General features: G+C 39.8%; 20 protein-coding genes. 12 read left to right on the plus strand and 8 right to left on the minus strand.

What is annotated here, in order from left to right; genetic code table 11:
* Positions 1–1,401 precede the first annotated feature (1,401 nt).
* The 3 genes from Q4597_RS19800 to Q4597_RS15450 all read left to right on the plus strand — a co-directional run bounded on the left by Q4597_RS19800 (position 1,402) and on the right by Q4597_RS15450 (position 5,845).
* Positions 1,402–1,950: a tail fiber domain-containing protein gene (locus tag Q4597_RS19800; RefSeq protein ID WP_408065842.1), complete on the plus strand. Its 549-nt coding sequence runs from the start codon at positions 1,402–1,404 to the stop codon at positions 1,948–1,950.
* Between the two features lie 289 nt (positions 1,951–2,239).
* A complete protein-coding gene (locus Q4597_RS15445; protein ID WP_303406990.1) occupies positions 2,240–3,226 on the plus strand; it encodes a ribonucleotide-diphosphate reductase subunit beta in 987 nt (328 codons plus the stop codon).
* Between the two features lie 126 nt (positions 3,227–3,352).
* Complete coding sequence (locus Q4597_RS15450; RefSeq protein WP_289038068.1) at positions 3,353–5,845, plus strand: ribonucleoside-diphosphate reductase subunit alpha; 2,493 nt, start codon at positions 3,353–3,355, stop codon at positions 5,843–5,845.
* 818 nt (positions 5,846–6,663) lie between these two features.
* Here Q4597_RS15450 and Q4597_RS15455 read toward each other — a convergent pair.
* The 3 genes from Q4597_RS15455 to Q4597_RS15465 all read right to left on the minus strand — a co-directional run bounded on the left by Q4597_RS15455 (position 6,664) and on the right by Q4597_RS15465 (position 10,036).
* Positions 6,664–7,581 carry a hydroxypyruvate isomerase family protein gene (locus tag Q4597_RS15455; RefSeq protein WP_215436342.1) on the minus strand — a complete coding sequence of 306 codons (918 nt, stop codon included), beginning with the start codon at positions 7,579–7,581 and terminating at the stop codon, positions 6,664–6,666.
* Between the two features lie 95 nt (positions 7,582–7,676).
* A complete protein-coding gene (locus tag Q4597_RS15460) occupies positions 7,677–8,324 on the minus strand; it encodes a gluconate 2-dehydrogenase subunit 3 family protein (protein WP_215436341.1) in 648 nt (215 codons plus the stop codon).
* Complete coding sequence (locus tag Q4597_RS15465) at positions 8,324–10,036, minus strand: GMC oxidoreductase (protein WP_289063611.1); 1,713 nt, start codon at positions 10,034–10,036, stop codon at positions 8,324–8,326. Before Q4597_RS15465 ends, Q4597_RS15460 begins: the two co-directional genes overlap by 1 nt.
* 140 nt (positions 10,037–10,176) lie before the next feature.
* Here Q4597_RS15465 and Q4597_RS15470 point away from each other — a divergent pair, with 140 nt between their 5' ends.
* The 4 genes from Q4597_RS15470 to Q4597_RS15485 all read left to right on the plus strand — a co-directional run bounded on the left by Q4597_RS15470 (position 10,177) and on the right by Q4597_RS15485 (position 14,101).
* Positions 10,177–11,172: a sugar phosphate isomerase/epimerase gene (locus Q4597_RS15470; RefSeq protein ID WP_215436337.1), complete on the plus strand. Its 996-nt coding sequence runs from the start codon at positions 10,177–10,179 to the stop codon at positions 11,170–11,172.
* A 22-nt stretch (positions 11,173–11,194) separates the two neighbouring features.
* Positions 11,195–11,638 carry a damage-inducible protein DinB gene (locus Q4597_RS15475; protein WP_215436335.1) on the plus strand — a complete coding sequence of 148 codons (444 nt, stop codon included), beginning with the start codon at positions 11,195–11,197 and terminating at the stop codon, positions 11,636–11,638.
* An 11-nt stretch (positions 11,639–11,649) separates the two neighbouring features.
* Positions 11,650–12,876 (plus strand): MFS transporter, encoded by a 1,227-nt coding sequence (locus tag Q4597_RS15480; protein ID WP_303407001.1) that lies wholly within the window; start codon positions 11,650–11,652, stop codon positions 12,874–12,876.
* Positions 12,877–12,961: 85 nt separating this feature from the next.
* The gene (locus tag Q4597_RS15485; RefSeq protein WP_303407003.1) at positions 12,962–14,101 is read left to right on the plus strand and encodes a Gfo/Idh/MocA family protein; all 1,140 of its coding nucleotides are present in this window, start codon (positions 12,962–12,964) and stop codon (positions 14,099–14,101) included.
* An 89-nt stretch (positions 14,102–14,190) separates the two neighbouring features.
* On the opposite strand, the gene Q4597_RS15490 is transcribed toward Q4597_RS15485, so the two are convergent.
* From Q4597_RS15490 to Q4597_RS15500, 3 genes are all read right to left on the minus strand, one after another.
* Positions 14,191–17,403: a glycoside hydrolase family 2 TIM barrel-domain containing protein gene (locus Q4597_RS15490; protein ID WP_303407004.1), complete on the minus strand. Its 3,213-nt coding sequence runs from the start codon at positions 17,401–17,403 to the stop codon at positions 14,191–14,193.
* A gap of 130 nt (positions 17,404–17,533) precedes the next feature.
* A complete protein-coding gene (locus Q4597_RS15495; RefSeq protein ID WP_303407006.1) occupies positions 17,534–17,998 on the minus strand; it encodes an ASCH domain-containing protein in 465 nt (154 codons plus the stop codon).
* Between the two features lie 127 nt (positions 17,999–18,125).
* The gene (locus Q4597_RS15500) at positions 18,126–19,829 is read right to left on the minus strand and encodes a GMC oxidoreductase (protein WP_303407008.1); all 1,704 of its coding nucleotides are present in this window, start codon (positions 19,827–19,829) and stop codon (positions 18,126–18,128) included.
* Positions 19,830–19,985: 156 nt separating this feature from the next.
* Between Q4597_RS15500 and Q4597_RS15505 the strand changes: the two genes are divergently transcribed.
* From Q4597_RS15505 to nadD, 5 genes are all read left to right on the plus strand, one after another.
* Positions 19,986–21,041 (plus strand): sugar phosphate isomerase/epimerase, encoded by a 1,056-nt coding sequence (locus tag Q4597_RS15505; protein WP_215436321.1) that lies wholly within the window; start codon positions 19,986–19,988, stop codon positions 21,039–21,041.
* 96 nt (positions 21,042–21,137) lie between these two features.
* On the plus strand, positions 21,138–21,893 hold the full coding sequence (locus Q4597_RS15510) for a DUF1080 domain-containing protein (protein ID WP_303407010.1): 756 nt from the start codon (positions 21,138–21,140) through the stop codon (positions 21,891–21,893).
* A 163-nt stretch (positions 21,894–22,056) separates the two neighbouring features.
* Entirely contained in the window at positions 22,057–22,914 is an 858-nt protein-coding gene (locus Q4597_RS15515; RefSeq protein WP_303407012.1) for a YicC/YloC family endoribonuclease, read from the plus strand.
* Positions 22,915–22,940: 26 nt separating this feature from the next.
* Complete coding sequence (gmk, locus tag Q4597_RS15520) at positions 22,941–23,528, plus strand: guanylate kinase (RefSeq protein ID WP_215913291.1); 588 nt, start codon at positions 22,941–22,943, stop codon at positions 23,526–23,528.
* 29 nt (positions 23,529–23,557) lie between these two features.
* Positions 23,558–24,142 carry a nicotinate (nicotinamide) nucleotide adenylyltransferase gene (gene nadD, locus Q4597_RS15525; protein ID WP_303407015.1) on the plus strand — a complete coding sequence of 195 codons (585 nt, stop codon included), beginning with the start codon at positions 23,558–23,560 and terminating at the stop codon, positions 24,140–24,142.
* 163 nt (positions 24,143–24,305) lie between these two features.
* On the opposite strand, the gene Q4597_RS15530 is transcribed toward nadD, so the two are convergent.
* Positions 24,306–24,704 carry a hypothetical protein gene (locus tag Q4597_RS15530; protein ID WP_303407017.1) on the minus strand — a complete coding sequence of 133 codons (399 nt, stop codon included), beginning with the start codon at positions 24,702–24,704 and terminating at the stop codon, positions 24,306–24,308.
* Positions 24,705–24,811: 107 nt separating this feature from the next.
* On the minus strand, positions 24,812–25,756 hold the full coding sequence (locus tag Q4597_RS15535; RefSeq protein WP_303407018.1) for a CAP domain-containing protein: 945 nt from the start codon (positions 25,754–25,756) through the stop codon (positions 24,812–24,814).
* Positions 25,757–25,870 lie beyond the last annotated feature (114 nt).

Below are 25,870 nucleotides of genomic sequence, written 5' to 3' on the forward strand. Positions count from 1 at the left end.
AATGCGGGAACGGGACTTGCAGCTGCCGATACCCAAGCGGCAATAGAAGAATTGGCAGCTGGTGGGTTGGTAGATACGGATGATCAGAATTTATCACTTTCAGGAACCATGCTACAGATAGAAGATGGAACGGGTGTTGATCTTTCTACGATTATTCCACCGGGAGGAACAGATGACCAGAACGCCTCCGAAGTTCCTTTTGATAATACGGGAACGGGGCTTGCAGCTGCTGATGCCCAAGCGGCAATAGAAGAATTGGCAGCTGGTGGGTTGGTAGATACGGATGATCAAGGACTTATAATGACCGGAGATGTGTTAAGCATTGAAGATGGTACGGGTTCGGTTGATTTAAGTGATTATGTGGATGTTACAGGGGAAAGCGGATTGCTTTTAGGTGATGGCACGAATATAAGCGGACTTGAGGGTACGGCAGATGGTCAAGTAGCTAAATGGGATGCGGGTACAAGCATGTGGGTGGCCGGTACTGATGAAGTTGGAGGAGGAGGAAGCTCTTTATGGGCAGATAATGCAGGTGATATTTATTTTAATAGTGGTAAGGTGGGTGTTGGTACAGATTCACCAGATACAAATTTTGAAGTATCAGGTATAGGAACTTTACGTAATAGAATGACATCTACAGATGCCGGAAGTGTTAGTTTACAATGGATGCGGACTGGAGCTGCAAATACTGATTGGGCATTTACGGCAGGAGAAGGAAGAATGGAATTAATGTATTCTTCTACAGATTTGACGGGTGGAAGTGTACATACTCGATTGCTTGATGATGGAACGTTAGATGTTGTAAAGGGAATTCGCTCAGGTGATTTGGCTGGAACAGGAGAACGCAACGTTATGGCCGATGCTGACGGAAATTTGATGATTGGGACGGGTGCCGGAGGAAGTTCTCTTTGGGAAGAAGATGAAGATAATATATATAGATATAGTGGAAATGTAGGTGTTGGTGTTAGTAATCCTGAAAAGAAAATGCATGTTGGAGGAGATCTCTTTATTCAGACTAATTTGGGGGAATTAGTAATGGGTTTTCCGGAAAATGGGAATCAATGGCAACTTAGTACACGTAATCAGGGCGCAACTTTACAGTATAGGTTTAAAGAAAGTGGTTCCAATAGTTGGTTCGCACATTTTAGAATGCATAAAGGAGGGGAATTTCAATTTGGTGATATTGCAGATGTCTCTTCATGGGCACATATTCGAAATAACTCAACTGTGCTTAAGCCCTTGTTAAAATTAGACGAGGAAGGGAATGATTATGCAAGATTAGAATTTACCAATAATGCAGCAAACGGTGCTTTCTGGCACGTAGCGGGTTTGCCCTCCGCCAATGCTAGTGATGCAAAGCTTAATTTTTATTTTCGTAATGCTAGTGGAGCTGCGGATAGAATGACAATTACAGGAGATGGTAGGGTAGGTGTCAATACCAGTAGTCCCTCTGCAAGATTAACTATCAATCAAGCTAGTCAATCTGTGGGTAGTGGCTTGAGCTTTCGTGATGGTACTGCAAATCTAGATTGGCACATTACCCATGGTTATGGCTTAAGGTTTCATTATGGGGGCACATTAAAAGCTCTTATAAATGCCAGTACAGGGGCTTATACTGTTGGTTCCGATAGACGACTTAAAACTGATATTAAGCCTTTGCCAGGCGTTTTAGATAAAGTTTCTCTTCTTAAGCCATCAACGTATGTCTACAAGGCAGATACAACAAGAACAAAAACTTTAGGACTTGTAGCTCAAGATGTGCAGCCATTATTTCCTGAGCTAGTCAGTAAAAGTGACGATGATGGTATGCTCGGAGTTAATTACTCGGGTTTTAGTGTTGTGGCGTTACGAGCAATTCAGGAACAACAAGCTGTAGTTCAAGAACAATCAGAAAAAATATCCAATTTAGAAGAAAGATTACGTAGACTGGAAGCTAGAATTGGTAAATAATCGCCCTTTTGTAGATTACAATTTTAAACCAAAAAGTATATTAAAAACATACTTTTTGGTTTAATTTTTTGTATTCAACTTTCATGTAAAATTTACGTTAACTGTCGATCCTCGTTAACGTCAGTGTATATACAATGCGAGCATACATTTCAACAATTTGTGTTAAAAACTTTGTGGCCGAAATGATCGAACAGCACGCATATTTTGGTGCTTTTTTGCCATCTTTGTTATCCCATCACAAGGGGAGAATTTTCTTCCCAATACACGAATTTTTTAAAAATAATTTAATATGTCCGCAGCTTTAGAGCCTATTTTGGAAGAAAACAACGACCGCTTTGTAATCTTTCCTATTAAACATCATGATTTATGGGAATGGTACAAGAAATGCGAAGCCTGTTTTTGGACGGCTGAGGAAATAGACCTTGGTGAAGATTTAAATGACTGGAATAATAAGCTGAGTGATGACGAGCGTTACTTCGTGAAGCATATACTTGCCTTTTTTGCAGCTTCGGACGGTATCGTAAACGAGAATTTGGCAGAGAACTTTGTTAGTGAAGTGCAATATGCCGAAGCTAAGTTTTTCTACGGGTTCCAGATTATGATGGAGAATATACACTCGGAGACCTATTCGCTTTTGATTGATACTTACGTAAAGGATGAAAAGGAAAAGAACCTTCTTTTTAGAGCAATAGAAAACTTTCCTGCCATTAAGAAAAAGGCAGATTGGGCATTGAATTGGATCGAGTCTCCAAGTTTTGCAGAAAGGTTGATAGCCTTTGCAGCTGTTGAAGGTATATTCTTCTCCGGTGCATTCTGCTCTATTTTCTGGTTAAAGAAAAGAGGTTTAATGCCAGGGCTTACTTTTTCCAATGAGTTGATTTCAAGAGATGAAGGTATGCACTGTGATTATGCGGTACATCTTCATAACAAACACTTGATCAATAAAGTTCCAAAAGAACGTATTGCCGAGATTTTGACCAATGCATTGGATATTGAACGTGAGTTCATTACAGAGTCGCTTCCGGCAAGTTTAATTGGGATGAACTCAAAATTAATGACACAATACCTAGAATTTGTAACGGATAGGCTTCTTGTGGAGCTGGAGTGCGATAAAGTGTACAACGCAACCAATCCGTTTGATTTTATGGATATGATTTCCCTACAAGGAAAGACCAACTTCTTTGAAAAACGTGTTTCTGAATACCAAAAAGCGGGCGTTTTGAACAAGGATAATGATGAGGACGCACAGAAAATAAGCTTCGACGCAGATTTTTAGATAATATATAAAATAGAGGACCCTTTCTCAGAAAGGGTTTTTGTTCCCAATTTTAAAATTGTTAATTTTTTTAACAATTCAGCATAAACAAACCAACGTATCACACCCCACTAAAAAAGTATTCACATGTTTGTAGTTAAAAGAGACGGCAGAAAAGAAGTGGTCATGTTCGATAAGATCACGGCCCGAGTAAGAAAGTTATGTTATGGCCTAAACGGGCTTGTAGACCCTTTAAAGGTTGCTATGCGCGTTATAGAAGGATTGTATGATGGTGTAACCACATCTGAGCTAGATAATTTAGCGGCGGAGATTGCGGCCACTATGACCACGACCCACCCGGATTATGCAAAGTTAGCAGCCCGTATTTCGGTGTCAAACTTGCACAAGAATACTAAAAAGTCGTTCTCAGAAACAATGAAGGACCTTTATGAGTATGTAAACCCACGTACGAACAAAGAGGCGCCACTTTTATCCGATGAGGTCTATAAGGTAATTTCGGAAAATTCGGAAAGGTTGGACTCCACAATTATCTATAACAGAGATTTTGGATATGACTACTTCGGTTTTAAAACACTTGAGCGTTCGTATCTTTTAAAATTGAACGGAAAGATTGCAGAGCGTCCTCAACACATGCTTATGCGTGTTTCCGTAGGTATTCACCTAAATGATCTGGATGCGGCCATTGAGACGTATGAGCTCATGTCCAAAAAATATTTCACCCACGCTACACCTACACTTTTTAACTCAGGAACACCAAAACCACAGATGTCTTCTTGCTTCTTATTGGCAATGAAAGATGATAGTATAGATGGTATTTATGATACGTTAAAGCAAACGGCTAAGATTTCTCAGTCTGCTGGTGGTATTGGTCTATCTATACATAATGTACGTGCAACAGGCTCTTATATTGCAGGAACAAATGGTACGTCTAACGGTATAGTTCCTATGCTACAGGTGTTTAATGATACGGCACGTTACGTAGATCAAGGTGGTGGAAAGCGTAAAGGAAGCTTTGCTATTTACATGGAGCCATGGCATGCAGATATTTACGCATTCTTAGATTTGAAAAAGAACCATGGTAAAGAAGAAATGCGTGCACGTGATCTTTTTTATGCCATGTGGATTTCAGATTTATTCATGAAAAGGGTAGAGGCTAACGAAGATTGGACGTTAATGTGTCCTAACGAATGCCCAGGATTGTTCACACACCACAGTGAAGAGTTTGAAGCATTATATACCAAATACGAAGCGGAAGGAAAAGGAAGAAAAACCGTTAAGGCTCGTGAACTTTGGGAAAAAATATTGGAGTCTCAAATAGAGACCGGTACACCTTACATGTTGTACAAAGATGCGGCTAACCGTAAGAGCAACCAGAAAAACTTAGGTACTATACGTTCTTCTAACTTGTGTACCGAGATTATGGAATATACCTCTCCGGATGAGGTAGCGGTATGTAACTTGGCATCCATTGCTTTGCCAATGTTCATTAAGAATGGGGCCTTTGATCATAAAGAACTGTTCAAGGTAACCAAAAGGGTAACCAGAAACTTAAACCGTGTTATAGATAGAAATTACTATCCGGTAAAAGAAGCGGAAAACTCCAATATGCGTCACAGACCAATTGGTCTTGGAGTACAGGGGCTTGCTGATGCTTTTATTCTGTTGCGTTTGCCTTTTACAAGTGACGGTGCCAAGAAATTGAACCAAGAGATTTTTGAAACCTTATATTTTGCTGCTGTTACCGCTTCTATGGAAATGGCAAAAGAAGAAGGAGCATATTCTACTTTTGAAGGTTCGCCTATTTCTCAGGGAGATTTTCAGTTCAACCTTTGGGGTATTAAGGACGAAGAACTATCAGGAAGATGGGATTGGAATAAACTGCGTAAGGAGGTTAAGAAAAACGGAGTTCGTAACTCACTTTTAGTAGCGCCTATGCCAACAGCTTCAACGTCTCAGATTTTGGGTAACAATGAATGTTTTGAGCCTTATACTTCTAATATTTACACGAGAAGGGTGCTTTCTGGTGAGTTTATTGTGGTAAACAAACATTTATTGGAAGATTTGGTAAACCTAGGTCTTTGGAACGAGAACATGAAGCAAGAGTTAATGCGTGCAAACGGTTCTATCCAACATATAGAAACCATACCACAGGACATACGTGACTTGTACAAAACGGTTTGGGAGCTTAGTATGAAAGATATTATAGACATGAGCCGCCAAAGAGGATATTTCATTGATCAAAGTCAGTCTTTGAACTTGTTCATGGAAAACGCAAACTATTCTAAATTGACCTCAATGCACTTTTATGCATGGAAAAGTGGCTTAAAAACAGGTATGTATTACTTGCGAACTAAAGCTGCTGTAGATGCTATTAAATTTACATTGGATAATAGCAAGAAGAACGCTGCTCCGGTAAGTGTTGCTGCAGAAGCAGAGGCGGCCGCAACTACACCGCCAGTAGAGGCAGCTGTTGCAATGGAAGTGAACACTACTTCTAGTGCGCCACAGGCACAGGCAGAGTTGGACATTCAACCAATGACTCCTGAAGAAATGAAAGAAATGATTGCTCGGGCCAAAGAAGGTCAAGCAGATGACGATTGCTTAATGTGCGGTTCTTAATCAAAGAAGTTTTTATACTTATAAAACCCTGTCCGTTTGGTCAGGGTTTTTTTATGCGTATTTCGGATGGATTTTAATAACCCATTAAGGATGTATGCTTTTCTATAATAGAGCAAAGTTGGCCCTAAACAGGAACGGCTTAGTCACAATAGGTTAAAGGAAAATTTTGAGAAAGTATGGCACAAAAAGGCACTACCTGAGAGGTAATGCTATATACATGGGAAATGACTATTTCTCCAAGTACGGTCTTGCTACTACAGAAAAGACGTATGCAGCAATATAAACGATCAGTATGATAATATATTTGTCCATTGTGCCCCAATAAAACGTTGTTCACTATATACGTAGTAAAAAGGATGAAAAGATTACATAAAAGTGACAAAAACTTAAAAAATTGGGAGATTTTTAAGATAAAATCGCACTTGTAAAGCGATTTTTCCGTTTTTGTGCGTAAGATAGCATCATCATGGAGTTAAGAAATTCCATTGATGCGATATTCAAAGCTTTGCCTTCAATCTAATTATTTACTTGCTTTCGTTTAAAATAATGAAACGCAAGTTTAGATAAAAGCATTAGCGATGCGTAGGCGATAAGTAGGTATATGTATGAGGTCATATAAACTAACGCCTTCACTAGAAGGTATCTTACCTCTTTAGTATGTAGAAGGTCGAAAAAGGTCAAAAAACTCGTTAAAATGCACGATTTGCATCAATATGCCGATGAAACACCCCTTTTTTACTTTTGAAGATTGGATTTGAAGCAAAAAGTAAGTCCTACTTTTTTTAAAAGTAGGACCTATCAAATAAAGACTTTATGTTTTACAGGAATGAATCCTCTTGAATATAGGCGTCAATAACGGCTTGCTCTCCTGCTTTTCCGTCTTTGGAGTTGCCATGTTCCATACCAAGTACCCCTTTAAAACCTTTTTCGTGTATCCATTTAAATACATTTTTATAATTGATTTCCCCTGTAGTGGGCTCTTTACGCCCCGGATTGTCACCAATTTGAATATAGGCTATTTCATCCCAAGTAAGGTCCATATTATGGATAAGGTGCCCTTCTGTTTTTTGCATATGGTAGATATCGAACAATATTTTACAGGCCGGACTATCAACTCCTTTACAAATCATATAGGTTTGGTCCGAGTTCTGTAAGTACAGGTCAGGTGAATCGGATAGGGGTTCCAGAACCATCGTAAGCCCATGAGGTTCTAAAATCTCGGCACCTCTTTTCAAAGCTTCAATTACATTGCCATCTTGTACACCAATAGGTAGTTTTCTTTCAAATCCACCGGGTACAACGGTCATCCATTTGGCATTGACACGTTTTGCAGTTTCCACGGCTCTTTTACATCCATCTAAAAAAATATCAATATATTCTTGTTTTCCGGCGGCTAGCGTATTTTTCATGTTGCCCCCTTTGTCTATAACAAAAACACCCATGGTCATACCTCTTTTGGCCAAGGTTTCGCCCATTTTGGTCTGTAGGGCTACATCTCGCTTCATCATACCGTTATCTTCAAAAGCGGTAAAACCTTGATCGGCCATAAAGTTGATCTGATCAATAGGGTCTTCGCCCGCTAATTCTTTGAACATACCCAAATGTGGGGCATATTTAAGATTGAACTTATGAGGTTTAACAAGATTGTTAGTTGGGCTGGAGTAGGCAAAATTGCCTCCTAGTGAAATGGCTCCACCGGTAAGGGCGGTTTTTTGAATGAAGTTTCTTCTTTTCATTGTGTATATAGGTTGGATGAGTAATCGTAAAATAGAAAAGAGCCGCAAGTAAACAGTAATTTACCAGCGACTCTTCAATAGGCTCTATTGCTTTATTAAAGCGACCAAGCTTTGCCGCCTGTCAGCTCTTGCGTGTCCGCGCAAGCAATATATTCTCCGGGAACAGGTAAGTAGGCCAGGACCTTCTCACCAACATATTCAGAAGTTTTGTAACCCCAAATAGTCATTCCTCTAAGGTTGTTTGCAAAAGCAAAGCGAGCAATACCGTCATCAAGTAGCGCTTCTTTACCCTCGGCCACAGCCTCGTTGTATTGTTTTATAGATTCAAAGTTCTGTACTTCATCCTCTTTGGTGACTTTTAAGGATTCGGCAAGAACCGGTTCTAAATCTTCGGCAGTTAAGTCTGCTCCTTTTTCTTTTCCGGAATCTTTCAACGCCTTTTCAATAAATCGGTCCATAGACATTTTAAGGAAATCTTGTTGACCTTTTTCCATAACCTGATCGGCAAACCGATCAATGAAAATATTTACTTGAGTTTCCGAAGCGGAAGGCGTATCTGTTTTAGGAAGAATGATATCAACTAATTTAGTCAATACCGCCCCTTGGTCTTTTGTAAAAAAGTCTGGGGTCCATTCAAGTACGGTCTCGTTTTTGCAACTTTGAACAATGCTGAGCAGAGTTGGGGTGGCTACGGTGTAACCCAGTGCCATACCCATATTCTTGAGTGCTTTTCTCCTATCCATTATATATTTCCTTTTTTAAGTTCGTTTACGGCGTGGTTAGCAGCTCTTGCTGTAAAGGCCATATAAGTTAAAGATGGGTTTACACAACTCGCAGAAGTCATGAACGAACCATCTGTTACGTAAACGTTTGGTACATCATGTATTTGGTTGTTGCCGTTCAATACAGATGTTCTACGGTCTCTACCCATACGTGCCGTACCCATTTCATGAATACCTAGACCTAAGCCTGTTTCGCGATCATGACCTTTAACGTCTTTTACTCCTGCTTTTTCAAGCATTTCAATAGCAGACTGCATCATGTCTTTACGCATGTTCAATTCGTTTTCCTTAAAACCGGCATCAAAAGTTACGGTTGGTAATCCCCAATCATCCAATTTATCGTAATCAAGGGTCATGCGGTTATCTTCGTAAGGAAGTACCTCTCCAAAACCACCAATACCAATGGTCCATCCGCCTGGTTTTAAAATAGCATCTTTTAGGTCTTTACCATAGGATAGTTCCGCAACTAGTTCTTCCCAATCGCCTCTACTTGCGCCACCTTGATAACCAAACCCGCGCTTGTAGTCTTTTCTATTGGTGTCTCCTCCTAAGTTTCTAAACCTTGGAATATAAACTCCGTTAGGTCTTCTACCTTTATAATATTTGTCTTGAAAACCATCAAATTTACCTGAGGCACCAACACCTAGGTGGTGGTCCATAATATTACGGCCCAATTGGTCCGAGTCATTACCCATGCCGTTAGGGAAACGGTCAGATTTTGATTGCATTAAAATTGATGTAGAAGCTATGGACGAAGCACAAAGGAAAATAACCTTTGCTTTAAATTCGTACGCCTCTTTGGTAACACGATCTATAACTTTTACACCAGTTGCTCTTTTTGTTTCTGGGTCATAAATAACCTCATGAACAATTGAATCTGGGCGTAGCGTCATATTTCCTGTTGCTTCGGCAGCAGGTAACGTAGAGGAAAGGCTACTAAAGTAACCTCCAAAAGGACACCCTCTAATACATCTATTTCTGTATTGACATTTGGTACGTCCATCAAAGTTTTTAGTTCCTGTAATATGGGCAACTCTACCAACGGTTACGGCACGACCATCAAATTCCTCACCTACTTTTTCCTTAAAGTGCTCTTCCACACAATTAAGTTCCATTTGTGGTAGGAAGTTACTATCCGGTAGTTGTGGAAGGTTTAGCGCCTCGCCACTAACACCAATGTAATCTTCAACTTTTGCGTACCAGGGTTCTATATCTTTATAACGTACCGGCCAATCTACGGCAATACCATCTTTTTTATTTGCTTCAAAGTCAATGTCGCTCCAGCGGTAACTCTGGCGCCCCCATTGTAATGAACGTCCACCTACGTGATAACCTCGCATCCAGTCAAAACGCTGTATTTCGTTATACGGATGTTTAAGATCGTTTACGAACCACATTTTACTTGCGGCATTGGTGGTATAGCCGGTTCGGTTCTGTTTTTCCTGTTTTGCGATGTCCTCTTTTGTTGGTTTTCCTCCGTTAGGGAAATCCCAAGGGTCCATGTTCGCAGTTTCATAGTCTTCGATGTGCTTCACCATACGTCCGCGCTCCAGCACCAAGGTTTTTAGTCCGGCCTCGCACAGCTCTTTTGCTGCCCAGCCACCACTTATACCTGTACCCACCACAATCGCGTCGTAAGACTCTTGCTCTTCGTTGTAATAAAATTTGCTCATGTACAAAATTGTTTAGTCCATAAATTTATTAAATATTAAATTAATTTTCTACATTTATTCGCTATACATCTTGTTAAGGTGACACATTTGCAGGTGGTCTATCCTCAAATCCTTAAAATTCAATAAACTAATCTTACATAATGAAAAGAAGAAACTTTATAAGGAATAGCTCTCAGGCCGGTTTGGCACTTTCAATTCTAGGTGTTGCCGCTTGTAAAGAGACTAAAAAAAGTGAAAAAGTTGGTGATGTAGCTCCTGAAACGGAAGAGACAATGGCAGAACCTTTCTTTAAATTGTCTTTGGCGCAATGGTCTATTCATAGAATGATAAAAGAGGATGGTGTAGATCCTTATACTTTTGCGGAAAAAGCGAAGAATTGGGGTTTTTCCGGTTTGGAATATGTTAGTCAATTATATAATCCTGAATTAGCGGATGCCGGTTATTCAGATGAGGCTATGGCCGCCTTTGTTGAAAAATCCAATGCAGAGGCTAAAAAACACGGAATGCAAAATGTCTTGATCATGATTGATGGTCAAGGAAACCTTGCCGTAAGTGATGAAAAAGAAAGAAACGAAACCGTAGAAAAACATAAAAAATGGGTAGATGCAGCAGCTGCAATGGGCTGCCATTCCATTCGGGTAAACCTTAACGGCAGCAGTGAGCCGGAGGAGTGGAAGAAAAACTCCATAGATGGCCTTACCAAACTGTCTACCTATGCCAAAACAAAGAACATTAATATTTTAGTAGAGAACCATGGTGGTCTGTCTTCTAACGGAGCCATGCATGCAGAGGTTATGAAAGCCGTGGCAATGGATAATTGCGGGACACTTCCTGATTTTGGAAACTTCTGTATTACACGCAAACAAGGAAGTCGCGATTGTGAGGTTATGTATGACAAATACAAGGGTGTAAAAGAATTAATGCCGTATGCCAAGGCGGTCAGTGCCAAAACGCATGATTTTGATGCCGATGGAAACGAAACCGACATAGACTATGTTAAAATGCTCCAAATGGTAAAGGACAATGGATATACCGGTTTTGTTGGTGTTGAGTACGAGGGCAGCATATTGAGCGAGGAAGAGGGTATCATAGCGACTAGAGAATTGCTATTGAATGCAGCAAAAGAAGTAAGTTAAATTTTAATAGATACCCGTTGCCGTGAAAGTATTTTTCAATCAACTATTCGACTATAATTTCTATTGCAACAAGAAAATAATAGAGGCCAGTACAGCACTTAATGTTGTTCCACAGAATAGCATTGCCCTGTTTTCGGATATTCTGAACATGCACCATATTTATAATGAGCGTATTGCCAAACGTGTGCCTAAATACACATTTGGTCAATTGCACGAAGTAAGTACATGGGGAGATATTCATTATGAAAACCAGCGGAACTCTTTTGATATTACTTCTGAAAGCGAAGATTTTGAGAAGCGCATAGACTATGAAGATAGTAAGGGTGAGTTGCTGATTCATACCATGCAGGACATGCTTTTTCATATCATTAATGAGTCTACCCATTACAGGGCTCTAATAGACATGGACTTTAAAGCGAATGGGCTGGAGCCGCTCAGAACAAATTATATTACCTATAAACATTAGTGCAAATAGCCATGACGGTAAAGATCAAGACACAGCTTTCTATAATGATGTTTTTGGAATTCTTTATCTGGGGCGGCTGGTTCGTTACTCTGGGAATTTATCTTCCAAATACCTTAGGTTCAACAGGAAGTGAAATAGCATTGGCATATTCAACACAATCATGGGGCGCAATTTTGGCGCCCTTTATTATTGGTCTTATTGCCGATAGGTATTTTAATGCCGAACGTATTTTGGGAGCCCTCCATTTAATAGGCGCGGCGCTCATGTATGTAATGTATCAAGCCACGGATTTTTCCGGATTTTTTCCGTTTCTGCTGGCATATATGATTATGTATATGTCAACTTTGGCTTTGGTAAATTCGGTTTCTTTCAATCAAATGAAAGATCCAGCTAAAGAGTTTTCTCTAGTACGTGTTTTTGGAACCGTTGGATGGATAACTGCTGGACTGCTGATAAGCTTTTTTAATTGGGACTCCCAAGAAGGTATAACCCAAGGTTTTTTAAGAAATACCTTTTTAATGGCTTCGGTTTCATCGGCTATATTGGGAATCTTTAGTTTTACATTGCCCAAAACTCCGCCCACGGCAGACAAATCGCAAAAAATAAAATTAGCCGATATTTTAGGTCTTGATGCACTGGCGCTTTTAAAGAACCGTAATTTCTTGATTTTTTTTCTGGCCTCGGTGCTAATTTGTGTTCCATTGGCCTTTTATTACCAACATGCAGGCCAGTTTTTAGGCGAAATAGGAGTGGCCAACCCGGCCGGAAAAATGACTATTGGACAAATTTCGGAAATTCTATTTCTATTGCTCTTGCCGTTCTTTTTTAAACGGTTCGGGTTTAAAATGACCATTGTGGCGGCCATGCTGGCATGGGGTTTAAGATATTTGATGTTCGCTTACGGAGATACCGGAGAATCGGTTTTCATGTTATTGACCGGTATTGCTTTGCACGGGATATGCTATGATTTTTTCTTTGTTTCGGGCCAAATCTATACAGATAGTAAAGCTGGGGCAAAGTATAAAAGTGCAGCGCAAGGGTTAATTACTTTGGCTACTTATGGTGTGGGAATGCTCATTGGGTTTTGGGTGGCAGGTACCATTACCGATGCCTATGTATTAGATGACGGGCAACATGATTGGAGTACCATTTGGTTGTATCCATCAGCTTTTGCGTTTCTCGTGTTACTCCTGTTCGTCATTTTGTTCAAAAATGAAAAAATAGCTTATAAATCATAGTTATTTTATTAAATTCAAACTCTTAAAAAATAAGGAACACAAAAAGACCCTAACAAGGTTTTTTACTAATTAAAAGGATTACAAAATGCCAAAAAAAATCAGACTCGGAATTTTAGGAGGAGGAGGAGACTCTTTAATAGGTGTGCTACATCGTGTAGCATCGCATATAAATGATAACTATCAAATTGTAGGGGCTGTTTTTAACCCGGATTTTGATCAGAATATGGCTTTCGCCAAAGAAATAGATGTGCCTACAGATCGTATCTATAAAGATTTTGATACGATGCTGGAAGAAGAAATGAAGTTGCCAAAAGATGAACGTATTCAGGTATGTTCCGTTCTTACCCCAAACTTTCTTCACTTTCCAATGGCATTAAAATTGTTGGAAAACGGTTTTAGTGTTATTTGCGAGAAACCAATGACTACTACATTGGAAGAAGCTAAAAAACTACAGGCCGCACATGAAAAGGCAGGTACTGTTTTTGCTTTAACTCACACATATACCGGTTACCCAATGGTGCGCCAAATGCGTGAAATGATAAAGAACGGAGAACTAGGCCGAATTCATAAAGTTGATGCGGTTTATTATCAAGGGTGGATCAATGAAATTATCCATGATCAGGAAAAACGTTCATCAGTTTGGCGTTTGGATCCTAAAAAAGCGGGAATCAGTTCTTGTATCGGAGATATAGGTGTGCATGCTTTTAATATGGTAGAATATACCACAGGTCTAAAGATCAAGTCTATTTTGAGCGATTTCAACTATCTGTATGAAGACAACCAGATGGATGTAGATGGAACCGTGCTTATTAGAATGAGCGATCATGTTAAAGGTGTTATTAGAAGTAGCCAAGTTGCTACAGGTGAGGAAAACGGTCTTGGGATTGCCATTTATGGTGAAAAAGGAGCTTTCAGATGGGAGCAGGAGAATCCTAACTACCTTTACGTAATGAGCGATACCAAACCTACTCAAGTGTACAAACCTGGACACGCTTACAATAGTGAGCTTTCTTTAGGTGGAACCAAACTTCCTCCAGGACACCCAGAAGGTATTTTTGATTCTATGGCGAATATCTACCTTGGTGTGGCAAAAGCTATTAGAGGAGAGCAATATGACAGCGGTGAGTATCCAACAATGACCGATGGTGTTCGTGGTATGAACTTCATTGAAGCAACAGTTGAATCTCACAAAAACGGAAATACTTGGGTAGAATTAGAGGACTAGTCTTTCTAAAGTACCTATAAAACAAAACCCCCGAAAGTATTTTACTTTCGGGGGTTTTTATTGTTAATCGATTTGGTTCAAACTAACTCTTATTTCACCGGTTGTATCATAAAACTAAAGGATAGATTGCCCGGTTTAATTTGATATGCTTCATGCGGTAAAAGTCCCCAGCTGTTGTCGCCTCCAACGCCCATTTGGCTATAATCAATATTGATGTTGATGAGGTCTCTTTGAGGAATATCATAGGTGTGGCGCTGTTGCTTTTCCATGCCTTCGTCAAAGTCAGAATTATATTGGTTGTGGGCACTAAACCCAAACAGTTTTGATGCCGAAACTTCAATTCCTTTGCCTTCCGCATTTAAAAATGATACGGTACGGATGTCGGTTCGGTAACCGTTTTCTTGTGGGCGTATGTATTCAAAATACAAGTCCTTCACCTTTGCATTATATACACCAACCAGTGCCGAAGTTTTTCGGTCTTGGTAATTCTCATGTGGCCCTCTACCGTACCAACTTACATTGTCATAGGCTGGGTCTATAATAAAGTTGTTGCCAAAACGGGGCACGATGGGCAAACTACCCTTAATGTTGGAAAGGTCCGTACGCACTAGAATCTCTCCCTTGTTGTTGATTGCATAGGTCACCGTGGCTTCACCTTGTACGGAAGGTAAACTGTAAGTGGCCGTAAGCTGTAAATCGTTTTTTATTTTAAACGGATTCTTGCTCAATTTTACGGCGTCTATAACTTTCTTTCCATCATTGGAATTCAGTTGAAAGCTAGTTAGGTTTTGCGTTACCGTAGCCTCTTTCCATACCTGCAATAATTTTGGCATGTTGTAGCCATAGTCATTATCGGTTGGTGCTCGCCAGAAGTTTACGCTCGGTCCGTTTTTGATTAGATTTCCTTGGCCGTAGTCGAGTGTGGTCAAGCTACCATCGGTACTATTAAAGCCCACTTCAAATCCATCACCTTTAATTTTTACGGTGCCGTCTATATTGGTAACCGAAAGTCCACTGGTTTCCATTTCAAAAACGCTTGGGGTGTAATTGGTAAGTTGAAATTGTTCATAGGCCAACATATAATCTTGGGGTATAAGGGCATCTGCATTTTTAGTAGATGCATAAACATTCAAGAAATATTCGGCTTTATCATCGGTCAATTCCGGTAATTCAATCTGAACTTCTTTAGATCCGTAAGGGGCTATGGCAACATCAGGAATGGTTCCGGCCTGTACCTCAGTACCGTCTTTGAACAATTTCCATGTAAAATTATACTCAGAAAGGTTAGTAAAATCATACTTGTTGGTAATGGTGATTTTACCTGATTTAGGATCCTCAGATTTAAACTTAATATATTGATATACCTTTTTTACTTCGTGAAGCGCTGGGTGTGCAGAACGGTCAGGATTTACCAATCCGTTTAGGCAAAAATTATTATCGTTTTGAAGATGCGATGCGCCAAAATCGCCTCCAAAGGCATAAAATTCTACGCCGTCTTCATTTTTGGTTTTTAGGCCTTGATCTACCCAATCCCAAATAAAGCCACCTTGTAACACATCATACTTTTCAATAACATCCCAGTAATCCTGAAGGTTGCCAACACTGTTTCCCATGGCATGTGCATACTCACATTGAATGAGGGGTCTTTTTGGGTTGTTTTCGGCATATTTAATAGTCTGTTCTATAGTTGCGTACATGGGTGCCTGAATGTCCGTATTGGCGTATTGAGTGGCCCCTTCATATTGCACCGGGCGCGTATTGTCCTGATTTTTGAGCCAGTCATATGTGGCGAAGAAATTTTCTCCGTTACCCGCTTCATTGCCCAAAGACCAAGTAACAATAGAGGTGTAGTTTTTATCACGTTCATACATACGCTTTGTGCGGTCTATATGCATGGCTTTCCACTCCGGTCTATAAGCTGGGTGAATTTTCTTGGCCTCCTCATCATTATCAAGACCTTGGTTGGTGGTGCCCATACCGTGAATCTCAATATTTACTTCATCAACCACATAGAAACCATATTTGTCCGCCATGCGGTAGAAGAACTCATTTTTAGGATAATGACTGCAACGTATGGCGTTTAAGTTGTTGCGCTTCATTACCTCCATATCTTTAAGGGTTACCGCCCTACTGATAACATGACCCGTGTTTTCATCATGGTCATGAAGGTTGGCACCTTTAATAAGTACAGGTTGGCCGTTGACCAAGAACTGATTGTTCTTAATTTCAATTTTTCTGAAGCCTATTTTTGAACTTACGGCTTCGGTAACTTCTCCTTTTTTATTTTTAAGAGCGAAAAGCAAAGTGTAAAGGTTCGGTTTTTCGGCATTCCAGGTTTTTATGTTTTCCAGGTTTTTTTCAAAGTTTACCTCGGCTGACTTTCCACTGAAAACCACATCTTTCTCTTCGGAATAAAGTTCCTTGTCGCCGTCCAAAAGTTGCACGGTAACTTTATAGCCTTTGGCTTTTTTGGCTGTATTTTCAAGTTCAAGATTCACTTTTAAAAGACCGTCCTTATAATTATTCTGCAAGTCGGCAATAGCGCGGTAGTCTTTAATGGTGGTTGCTTTGGTGGCATAGAGATAAACATCCCGGTCAATACCGCTCAGACGCCAAAAGTCTTGGTCCTCCATATAGCTGGCATCGGACCAGCGTAAAACTTGTACGGCCAAGGTGTTCTTTCCGGGCTGTATGTATTTGGTAATATTGAATTCGGCTGGGGTTTTACTGCCTTCGCTGTACCCCACTTTTTGTCCGTTTACCCAAACGTACATAGCGCCACTAACGCCTCCAAAATGTAAATAGATAGTCTTCCCGTTCCAGTCCTCCGAAATGTCAAAATCACGCTTATAACTTCCTACGGGGTTTTGATCATGAGGAATAAAAGGAGGATTCTTTGGGAATGGATATACAATATTAGTGTAGATAGGGGTTCCGTGTCCTTCAAGCTCCCAATTGGACGGTACGGGAATGGTGCTCCATGCGGAAGTGTCAAAACTTGCGTCTTGAAAATTAAGAGGTCGTGACATTACATTATCGGCATAATTAAAAAGCCAATCTCCATTTAAGGATGCATAGAAAGGGGAGTTTTCCCAACTGTCATTTTTTAATGCATTTTGGGTGGTTTCGTATCGATAAAAAGAAGCTGTAGGTGCTTCACGATTAATTTGAAATATTTCAGGATTTTCCCATTCCGGATTCTCCCATTTTGGAGCTTGACCTTGTACGGAAATACACAGAAATAATGTAAATAAAGAAAGAGTTAAGCCTAACAGAGACTTTTTTGGCGTTGAGATGCGCATAGTTGAGTTTGTTTACATTTATGTCGTACAAGGTAAACAAACTTTAGAATAAACCAGTGTCAAGTAATATGATATAGAATAGGCCCAATAGCGGCCTATTTTATGGAAAAGTAAGTTTAGATAATGGAATTTACCGATCAAAAACCATTTTGAACTCTTGACAGACAATAATCATGCTTTCGTTGGGCTTGCGGTTAAAAGCGGCCAATTCCTTAGTGTAATAGTCCCAATGCACTTTTTTCCAGTAGGCTAAGCTCTTATCGCCCTCACCTTCTAAACGGGCATACGCTTCATCAATACTAAAATACGGTCTTAGTTTTACGGCCGTGGTTCTAACAATGCATTGTGCTTCCCCTTCCCAGTCCGTAACAATCATAAAATCACCAATCTTTGGCAGAGGTTCTTTCATATACTGTAATCCCAATAAACTGGGAGATGTGGCACGTTTGATGCCTTTTTTTACCAGAGCGGCGCATTCGTTGGCATCCAATTCGTTATTACAAAAGTGAACTACTTTGGGAGCGTCTACAAAAGCATGTTCTAGGTGCTTATCCAAATAATCTCCCCATAAATTTCGGGCTGAAGCGTTTTCCATATAGTTATTGCGGTTAGCTAATTTTTCACGCTATACGTGAGAAACATAGTTCAACAAGATACGAACGACTAAACAATTTTAGTGATATTTTAGAATATCAGGTTGATTTATCGGTCGTTATACATCATTATGAAAATTTTCCGGCTTTAAATTGTTCTGCGGCGTGGTTGGCCGCCCTTGCAGTAAATGCCATATAGGTCAACGAAGGATTAACACAACTAGATGATGACATAAAAGCGCCATCCGTAACGTATACATTAGGCACGGTATGAACTTGATTGTTTTTATTGATAATAGAAGTTTTAGCACTGTGCCCCATACGTGCACCACCCATCTCATGGATGCCTAAACCGGGACCGGTGGTTTCATCATAAGATTGAACATCCTTAAAGCCAGCTGCTTCAAACATTTTTACAATCTCTTTTTTAATGTCTTCACGCATGTTGTACTCGTTTTCTTTAAACTCAACATCAAAATCTAATTGAGGGAGGCCCCATTTATCTTTTTTAGTTTCGCTCAAGGTTACTCTGTTGTCATCATAGGGCAAGAACTCCCCAAAACCGGTAACCCCAATTTGCCAGTGACCTGGTTTTAAAATAGATTCCTTAAGTTCTTTGCCATAACTCATTTCTGCAATGGAAGCTGACCAATCCTCCCTACTGGCGCCACCTTGATAGCCAAAACCACGCAAGTATCCTTCGCGTTTGGTCTTTTCGTTTAGGTTAACAAATCTAGGAATGTAAAAACCGTTAGGTCTTCTACCTTGATAATATTTGTCTAAATGTCCGTCTACGTTAGCAGAGGCTCCCAGTTTATAATGATGGTCCATAATACCACGACCAAGTGCATCGGAGTCATTACCCAGGCCGTTGGGAAACCGTTTGCTTTTAGATTGTAAAAGAATACCAACAGATGCCATTGCGGACGCGCAAAGGAAAATCACTTTTGCTTTAAACTCCATTTTTTCGTTGGTTTCGGCATCAATAATCTTAACCCCGGTGGCTTTTTTGGTAGTATCATCATAAACCACTTCGTAAACAATAGAATTGGGTCTTAAGGTCATATTCCCGGTACGTTCTGCGGCAGGTAGTGTAGAGGAGTTGCTGCTAAAGTACCCGCCAAAAGGGCAACCTCTCCAGCATCTGTTCCTATTTTGACAAGTTCCCCTGCCTTCAAAATCGGCTTCAGGATCGGTAATATGCGCTGCACGCCCAATGGTAATCAAACGTCCATCTTCAAATTTCTCAGCAACGGAAGCCTTAAAATCTTCCTCAACACAGTTTAAGTCCATTTTTGGCTGAAAAATACCATCAGGTAAATGCGGAAGTCCTAAATTTTCACCGCTAACCCCAATATACTTTTCAACTTTGTCATACCAAGGGGCAATATCCTTATAGCGTACAGGCCAGTCAACACCAATACCTTCTTTTTTATTCGCTTCAAAATCAAGATCGCTCCAGCGGTAACTTTGTTTGCCCCAAGTTAAAGACCTACCGCCTACTTGGTAACCTCTGATCCAATCAAAACGTTTGGTTTCTACATAAGGGTGATCAAGGTCGTTCACAAAAAAGTGCTTAACATCTTCTTTGGGCGCCCAACCTACTCTAGATTGTACATGGTATTTTTCTTTGTCTTCTTTAGAAAGTTCTCCTTTTAGTGGGTAGTCCCAAGGATCATCGTTCATGGTGGTGTAATCTACTACGTGCCGTACCATAGGGCCCCGTTCAAGTACCAAGGTTTTTAATCCGTTCTCACATAATTCCTTAGCGGCCCATCCGCCACTAATTCCGGTGCCGACAATAATAGCGTCGAATATTTCTTCTTTATTCACGGTCTTATTTCTTGTATTAAACGTGTTGTATTCCCTATATTTATAACTTCTCTAGAAGATGACATTTTGAGATGTTTACAAATTTAAATATAGGGTTTTTCTTTATAGGGAATTTAAAAAAAAGGAAGCCCAGTACTAAAGACAAATAATAACAGCATGAAAACAATTAAAGGACCTGGCGTTTTTTTAGCGCAATTTGTAGACAATAAAGCTCCGTTCAATACGCTGGACGGTATGTGTAAATGGGCTGCGGATTTAGGTTACAAAGGAATTCAGATTCCTACTTGGGAGAGTTTTTTAATAGATTTGGATAAAGCTGCCGAAAGTCAGGATTATTGCGATGAGCTTAAAGGAAAAGTAAACTCGTACGGTCTAGAAATCACGGAACTTTCCACTCACCTTCAGGGGCAATTGGTAGCGGTTCATCCGGCGTACGACCTCATGTTCGATAATTTTGCACCCGATGCTGTAAAGAATAACCCAAAAGCACGTACGGAGTGGGCGGTAGATGTAGTTAAAAAGGCGGCAACGGCAAGTAGAAGATTGGGACTTAACGCGCATGCTACTTTTTCAGGGGCCTTACTTTGGCATACATGGCACCCATGGCCACAAAGACCAGCAGGTCTTGTAGAAATGGGCTTTGAAGAATTGGCTAAGAGATGGATGCCGATTTTAAATCATTTTGATGAGCAAGGTGTAGATGTTTGTTACGAAATTCACCCTGGTGAAGATTTACATGATGGCGATACTTTTGAGCGTTTTCTTGCTGCAACAGGCAATCATAAGCGCGTAAATATCCTTTATGATCCAAGTCACTTTGTTTTACAACAATTAGATTATATAGAATACATAGACCACTATCATGAATTTATAAAGTCATTTCATGTTAAGGATTCTGAATTTAACCCAACCGGAAAGAAGGGTGCCTTTGGGGGGTATAATGACTGGGGCGATCGTGCCGGTAGATACCGTTCTTTGGGTGATGGTCAAATCGATTTTAAAACCATTTTCTCCAAACTTACGCAATATGGCTGCGATGTTTGGGCGGTAATGGAATGGGAGTGTTGTATTAAGAGCCCTGAGCAAGGTGCTCGCGAAGGAGCAATTTTTATTCAAGACCATATTATTGAGGCAACGGAGAAAACTTTTGATGATTTTGCAGGTGCTGCAGTAGACAAAGAAATGCTTAGAAAAATATTGGGTACCTCATAATTGAAGGAACCCCATTAAGCTATAAATAATATAAAACGATTCTCTTGTTGAAAAGGCCAGGGAATCGTTTTTGTTTAATACTAAAAACAAAGACTCATGAAAAATTTACTATTAATCGTTTGTATGGCGACTGTTGTTTTCAGTTGCAAGGATAAAGCTGAGAAAACCCAGAAAGAAATGGAATCTGAGCGTATAGCCGAAGCGGAAGCGGAGAAACCACCGAAAGAGTGGACCCTTCTCTTTGACGGTTCTTCTTTTGATGGTTGGAAAGAGTATAACAAAGACGGTGTTTCCGAGAACTGGAAGATAGAAGACGGGGCCATGGTTTTTTATCCTCCTGCGGACAGAAAAAAAGGAGATGCATTTAACCTTGTTACAGAAAAGGAGTATACAGATTTTATTCTTTCGTTGGAATGGAAAATTTCAGAAGGAGGTAATAGCGGGGTGTTTTGGGGCGTAAACGAAACCCCTGAATTATCCGAAGCTTACCAAACGGGTCCGGAGGTGCAGGTTTTGGATAACGAAAAACATCCGGATGCTAAAAATGGCACTACTCATCAAGCAGGGTCGTTGTACGATATGGTGGCGCCCTCAGAAGATGTTACCAAACCTGTTGGGGAATGGAATACCATGGTAATTACGGTAAACCATAAAGAGCAAAAAGGTAGCATTTCCTTAAACGGAACCGATATTGTAGATTTTCCTGTTGGTAATGAAATGTGGAATGTTATGGTGTCCAAATCCAAATTTGCAGATTGGGACCATTTTGGAAAATTCACTACTGGCAAGATTGGTTTGCAAGACCATGGAGATAAGGTCGCTTTTAAAAATATGAAAATTAAGGAGCTTTAGGTTTTAAATAACTTAAACAGCGAGGTTTTATATAAAACTGCTCAAATGGCCCCATCTCATATTTTGAGATGGGGCCATCATTGAATTATAGGTCTAGTTTATGTGTTACAGGGACTTCTACTTTCTGTATTTACGTTATATTTGCCAAAATTCATAGCAATTTATGATTCAGTCCATGACCGGTTTCGGTAAGCACGTTATTCAGCTACCGACAAAAAAGATTACCGTAGAGCTCAAATCCCTAAACAGTAAAAGTCTTGATTTAAATGCACGTATGCCATCGGCCTATCGTGAAAAGGAACTAGAACTACGTAAGACCATTGCAAGTTCTTTAATGCGTGGCAAGGTAGATTTTGGACTGTATTTGGAGCTTACCAGTGGCGAAACTTCCACAGAGGTGAACGAGTTGGCCGTAAAGAATTACATGCAGCAACTAAAGGCCATTGCAGACGGTGATGACATAAAGTTACTGGACATGGCCCTGAGAATGCCAGATTCATTAAAGACTGCCCGTGAGGATATTGATGAGACCGAATATGAGTCCATAAAACTTGCGCTTCAAGAGGCCTTAAAAGAAATAAACAACTTTCGTTCTGAGGAAGGGGAGGTTCTTGAAAAGGATTTTATAGAACGAATTCAAAACTTGCAAGCTTTACTTGATCAGGTAAAAGCTATGGATCCAGACCGTCAGTCCGATGTACGGGAACGTTTGAACAAGGCCGTTCTTGATTTGAAAACAGAATTGGATGCCAATAGGTTTGAGCAAGAATTGATTTACTATTTGGAAAAATATGATATCACGGAAGAAAAAGTACGTTTGGCAAATCACCTTGAGTATTTTGCCAGCACTTTAAAATCAGAAGATTCCAATGGTAAAAAGCTTGGTTTCATTGCTCAGGAAATTGGTCGTGAAATCAATACGATTGGTTCTAAGGCCAATTATGCCCCAATGCAACAGTTGGTGGTTCAGATGAAAGATGAACTTGAAAAGATAAAGGAACAGATGCTCAATGTTCTCTAACGTACCCATACAAATTAAGTGAACTCATGAAAGGCGGTAAACTAATTATATTTTCGGCACCCTCTGGAAGCGGTAAGACAACCATAGTGCGGCATCTTTTAAAGCAAGAGGAACTTAACCTTGCATTTTCGGTATCGGCTACCTCAAGACCCAGAAGGGCCAAGGAAAAAAACAAAGAGCATTATTACTTCATGTCTATTTCTGAGTTTAAGAATCATATAAAGCAGGATGATTTTTTGGAGTGGGAAGAAGTATACCGGGATAATTTCTACGGAACCTTAAAAACGGAAATAGAACGACTATGGGCCGAAGGAAAGAATGTTATTTTTGATATTGATGTAGCAGGTGGCTTGCGGATCAAACGAAAATTTCCGGATAAAACCTTGGCCGTTTTTGTAAAACCACCAAGTGTTGACGAGTTGAAAATAAGACTTAAAAAGCGGAGTACCGAAAGTGAGGATAAAATCAATATGCGTATCGCTAAAGCTTCCGTAGAACTGGCAACAGCTCCACAGTTTGATAAGATTATAAAGAATTATGATTTGGATACGGCCTTAAAAGAAGCTTATGATCTTGTAGCGGATTTCGTAGAAGTTGAAACTAAAGAATCATAGATAGGCAACCCAGATTAGTTTTATAGCTTATGAAAAAGGTAGGTCTCTATTTTGGTACTTTTAACCCTGTACACATAGGTCATATGATTATCGCTAACCATATGGTGGAATCCTCCAATCTGGATGAGGTTTGGTTTGTGGTAACTCCACAGAGTCCGTTCAAGACTAAAAAAACCTTACTTGCGGATAACCATAGATACCAAATGGTTTATGAAGCAACAAAGGATTATCCTAAGCTAAAACCTAGTAAAATTGAATTTGGCCTTCCACAACCCAACTATACGGTTAACACCCTGGTTCACCTACGTGAGAAATACGGAACTGATCATGAGTTTGCATTAATTATGGGTGAGGATAATTTAAAAGGACTTCATAAATGGAAAAATTATGAGGTAATTTTAAGCGATTACAACCTTTACGTCTACCCAAGAATTTCAGAAGGTGAAATTGAACATCAGTTTAAGGGACACGCTAAAATCCATAAAGTAAACGCTCCAATTATGGAAATCTCCTCTACTTTCATCCGCAAAAACCATAAAGAGGGAAAAAATATTCGTCCGTTGTTACCTAACAGTGTTTGGAAGTATATGGATGAGATGAATTTTTATCGATAAAATCAACGCTTCAGTATTTTTTGGTATAATATTAATGTCTACTTTAAGACGTAAGAACCATTCAAATAGGGGATAGCAGAAACGTTTGCTATTAAATGATTAGATAGGATAAGAGTAGTGTAGTAGGTAAAATTAGGAACGAAAAGAGTGATTCTGTTTTGTTTTATATCTGTTTACCGGCCCATTCGTAAGCATCTTCGAGCCTATGAAAAACACCAATTGGTTTTTTAATGAACATTTTCTCTAGGGTCGCAATCATACGACGGTATTTGTTGTCCGATACAATTGCCATACCCATTAGGTTAGGAAACATGTCTACTATGTCCTTATAGCCCATGGGATCCATTGAGTATGAGTTTTTTCTATTGGAGATGTATACGAATGGAGTAGATGTACCGTATACCCGCTTTAAAACCTCAATAGGGCCCAGCGAATTTTCTCTGGTTACATGCACGCCTTCAGCAAACTCACCGACTAAAAAATTAGGAAAGAACCAAAATTTGGCAAAACCAAAATCGTGCTCTTCCAATAGTTTATGCTGTAATGGTAATGATGTCTCCATAGCGTATCTATGAAGGTAAGATACAATTTTAACTTACGAAAACGAACAGGTTGTTATAAAATAAACAAAATGTAACAGCTATTTGGTTTTTAAAGGTAAAGACGTTTCTACTGGTTTGGGTCAAAAATGGTTACATCATATTGAAATTCTTGTGGTTCTGAGTCAATTAGAACATTTTTGATGGTTATGCTGTATGTTCTATCTTCTGTAGGGTTGTTATCAATTTCTGGTACCCAAACTATGGTATTATCTCCATAAATACCCGTAAGTTCTTCTATTTGAACCGGAATTGAATTTCCATTAGCGGCCCTCATTTCAATTTTGGTATCCGAAAAATCGGCATTAGCAATGGAGAACGACCATCTGGAGTAGGCGAGATTAGCTGGTAGGTACCCTTCGGGTGGCCAAGCAATGAATTCCGGTGCATCCTCAGGAACGTTACCCGGGTTTCCTAACACCCAAATAGCATTATACCGACTAGTATTTCCTATGCCTATTTCTTGCAATCTTGGCCATAGTAACCATCTTCTGTGTCCAACAGGATAGTTTTCATTGCCTTGATCACGAATATAAGAGTCTATTGATGCAGAGTTTTTTGTGGAAGTCAATAGGGCATTTGCAGCAGCTTCTTTTCCATCGTTTGTAAAGCAGTTCCAAGATTCAGGTGGAAAGTGGTTTAAAGTGCCATTAGCGTGCATCATAAGTGCTGCTTGCTGAGATTTTTCGCTCTTAGAGATGCGCTCTTCTATGGTGTTGTTTAAGCCAGCGGCTTTGCGGAAATACTGTAATCGCATTAAGATTTTTGCTTTTATAGATTCCGGAACGGTTCCAGGGTCACAAGTTTGCTCGTCTCCGGTCCATGAAACATCTGAAGTAGTATTGCTAGAAGCTAAGTAATAGTCTTCATATAGTTTCTTGGCTTCTGCCCTTGCATTAACATCCAATTTGGTCGTTAATTCTTCTTCCTGTATGGAATCTGTGTCTTCTTTGCTACAGGATAGGAATAGGGAAATACTACATAACGTTGGTATGATATAATTCTTGAAACGCATTAGATAAAGATTTGGGTATCTTTTTACTAACGGTTAAATCTGTGGAAAGGTATTTTTTTTCGATGAAGTGACAACGGAACTAGTGCCGTATTTAACTAGGCAATAGCTCCATAG

Source organism: Zobellia sp. 1_MG-2023 (assembly GCF_030549125.1).
Classification (GTDB): domain Bacteria; phylum Bacteroidota; class Bacteroidia; order Flavobacteriales; family Flavobacteriaceae; genus Zobellia; species Zobellia russellii.

Excerpts from the sequence above, each read along its gene's own strand:
- Q4597_RS19800 (WP_408065842.1), top strand. The coding sequence starts at position 1,402 with ATGACAATTACAGGAGATGGTAGGGTAGGTGTCAATACCAGTAGTCCC.
- Q4597_RS15445 (WP_303406990.1), top strand. The coding sequence starts at position 2,240 with ATGTCCGCAGCTTTAGAGCCTATTTTGGAAGAAAACAACGACCGCTTT.
- Q4597_RS15450 (WP_289038068.1), top strand. The coding sequence starts at position 3,353 with ATGTTTGTAGTTAAAAGAGACGGCAGAAAAGAAGTGGTCATGTTCGAT.
- Q4597_RS15455 (WP_215436342.1), bottom strand. The coding sequence starts at position 7,581 with ATGAAAAGAAGAAACTTCATTCAAAAAACCGCCCTTACCGGTGGAGCC.
- Q4597_RS15460 (WP_215436341.1), bottom strand. The coding sequence starts at position 8,324 with ATGGATAGGAGAAAAGCACTCAAGAATATGGGTATGGCACTGGGTTAC.
- Q4597_RS15465 (WP_289063611.1), bottom strand. The coding sequence starts at position 10,036 with ATGAGCAAATTTTATTACAACGAAGAGCAAGAGTCTTACGACGCGATT.
- Q4597_RS15470 (WP_215436337.1), top strand. The coding sequence starts at position 10,177 with ATGAAAAGAAGAAACTTTATAAGGAATAGCTCTCAGGCCGGTTTGGCA.
- Q4597_RS15480 (WP_303407001.1), top strand. The coding sequence starts at position 11,650 with ATGACGGTAAAGATCAAGACACAGCTTTCTATAATGATGTTTTTGGAA.
- Q4597_RS15485 (WP_303407003.1), top strand. The coding sequence starts at position 12,962 with ATGCCAAAAAAAATCAGACTCGGAATTTTAGGAGGAGGAGGAGACTCT.
- Q4597_RS15490 (WP_303407004.1), bottom strand. The coding sequence starts at position 17,403 with ATGCGCATCTCAACGCCAAAAAAGTCTCTGTTAGGCTTAACTCTTTCT.
- Q4597_RS15495 (WP_303407006.1), bottom strand. The coding sequence starts at position 17,998 with ATGGAAAACGCTTCAGCCCGAAATTTATGGGGAGATTATTTGGATAAG.
- Q4597_RS15505 (WP_215436321.1), top strand. The coding sequence starts at position 19,986 with ATGAAAACAATTAAAGGACCTGGCGTTTTTTTAGCGCAATTTGTAGAC.
- Q4597_RS15510 (WP_303407010.1), top strand. The coding sequence starts at position 21,138 with ATGAAAAATTTACTATTAATCGTTTGTATGGCGACTGTTGTTTTCAGT.
- Q4597_RS15515 (WP_303407012.1), top strand. The coding sequence starts at position 22,057 with ATGATTCAGTCCATGACCGGTTTCGGTAAGCACGTTATTCAGCTACCG.
- gmk (WP_215913291.1), top strand. The coding sequence starts at position 22,941 with ATGAAAGGCGGTAAACTAATTATATTTTCGGCACCCTCTGGAAGCGGT.
- nadD (WP_303407015.1), top strand. The coding sequence starts at position 23,558 with ATGAAAAAGGTAGGTCTCTATTTTGGTACTTTTAACCCTGTACACATA.
- Q4597_RS15530 (WP_303407017.1), bottom strand. The coding sequence starts at position 24,704 with ATGGAGACATCATTACCATTACAGCATAAACTATTGGAAGAGCACGAT.
- Q4597_RS15535 (WP_303407018.1), bottom strand. The coding sequence starts at position 25,756 with ATGCGTTTCAAGAATTATATCATACCAACGTTATGTAGTATTTCCCTA.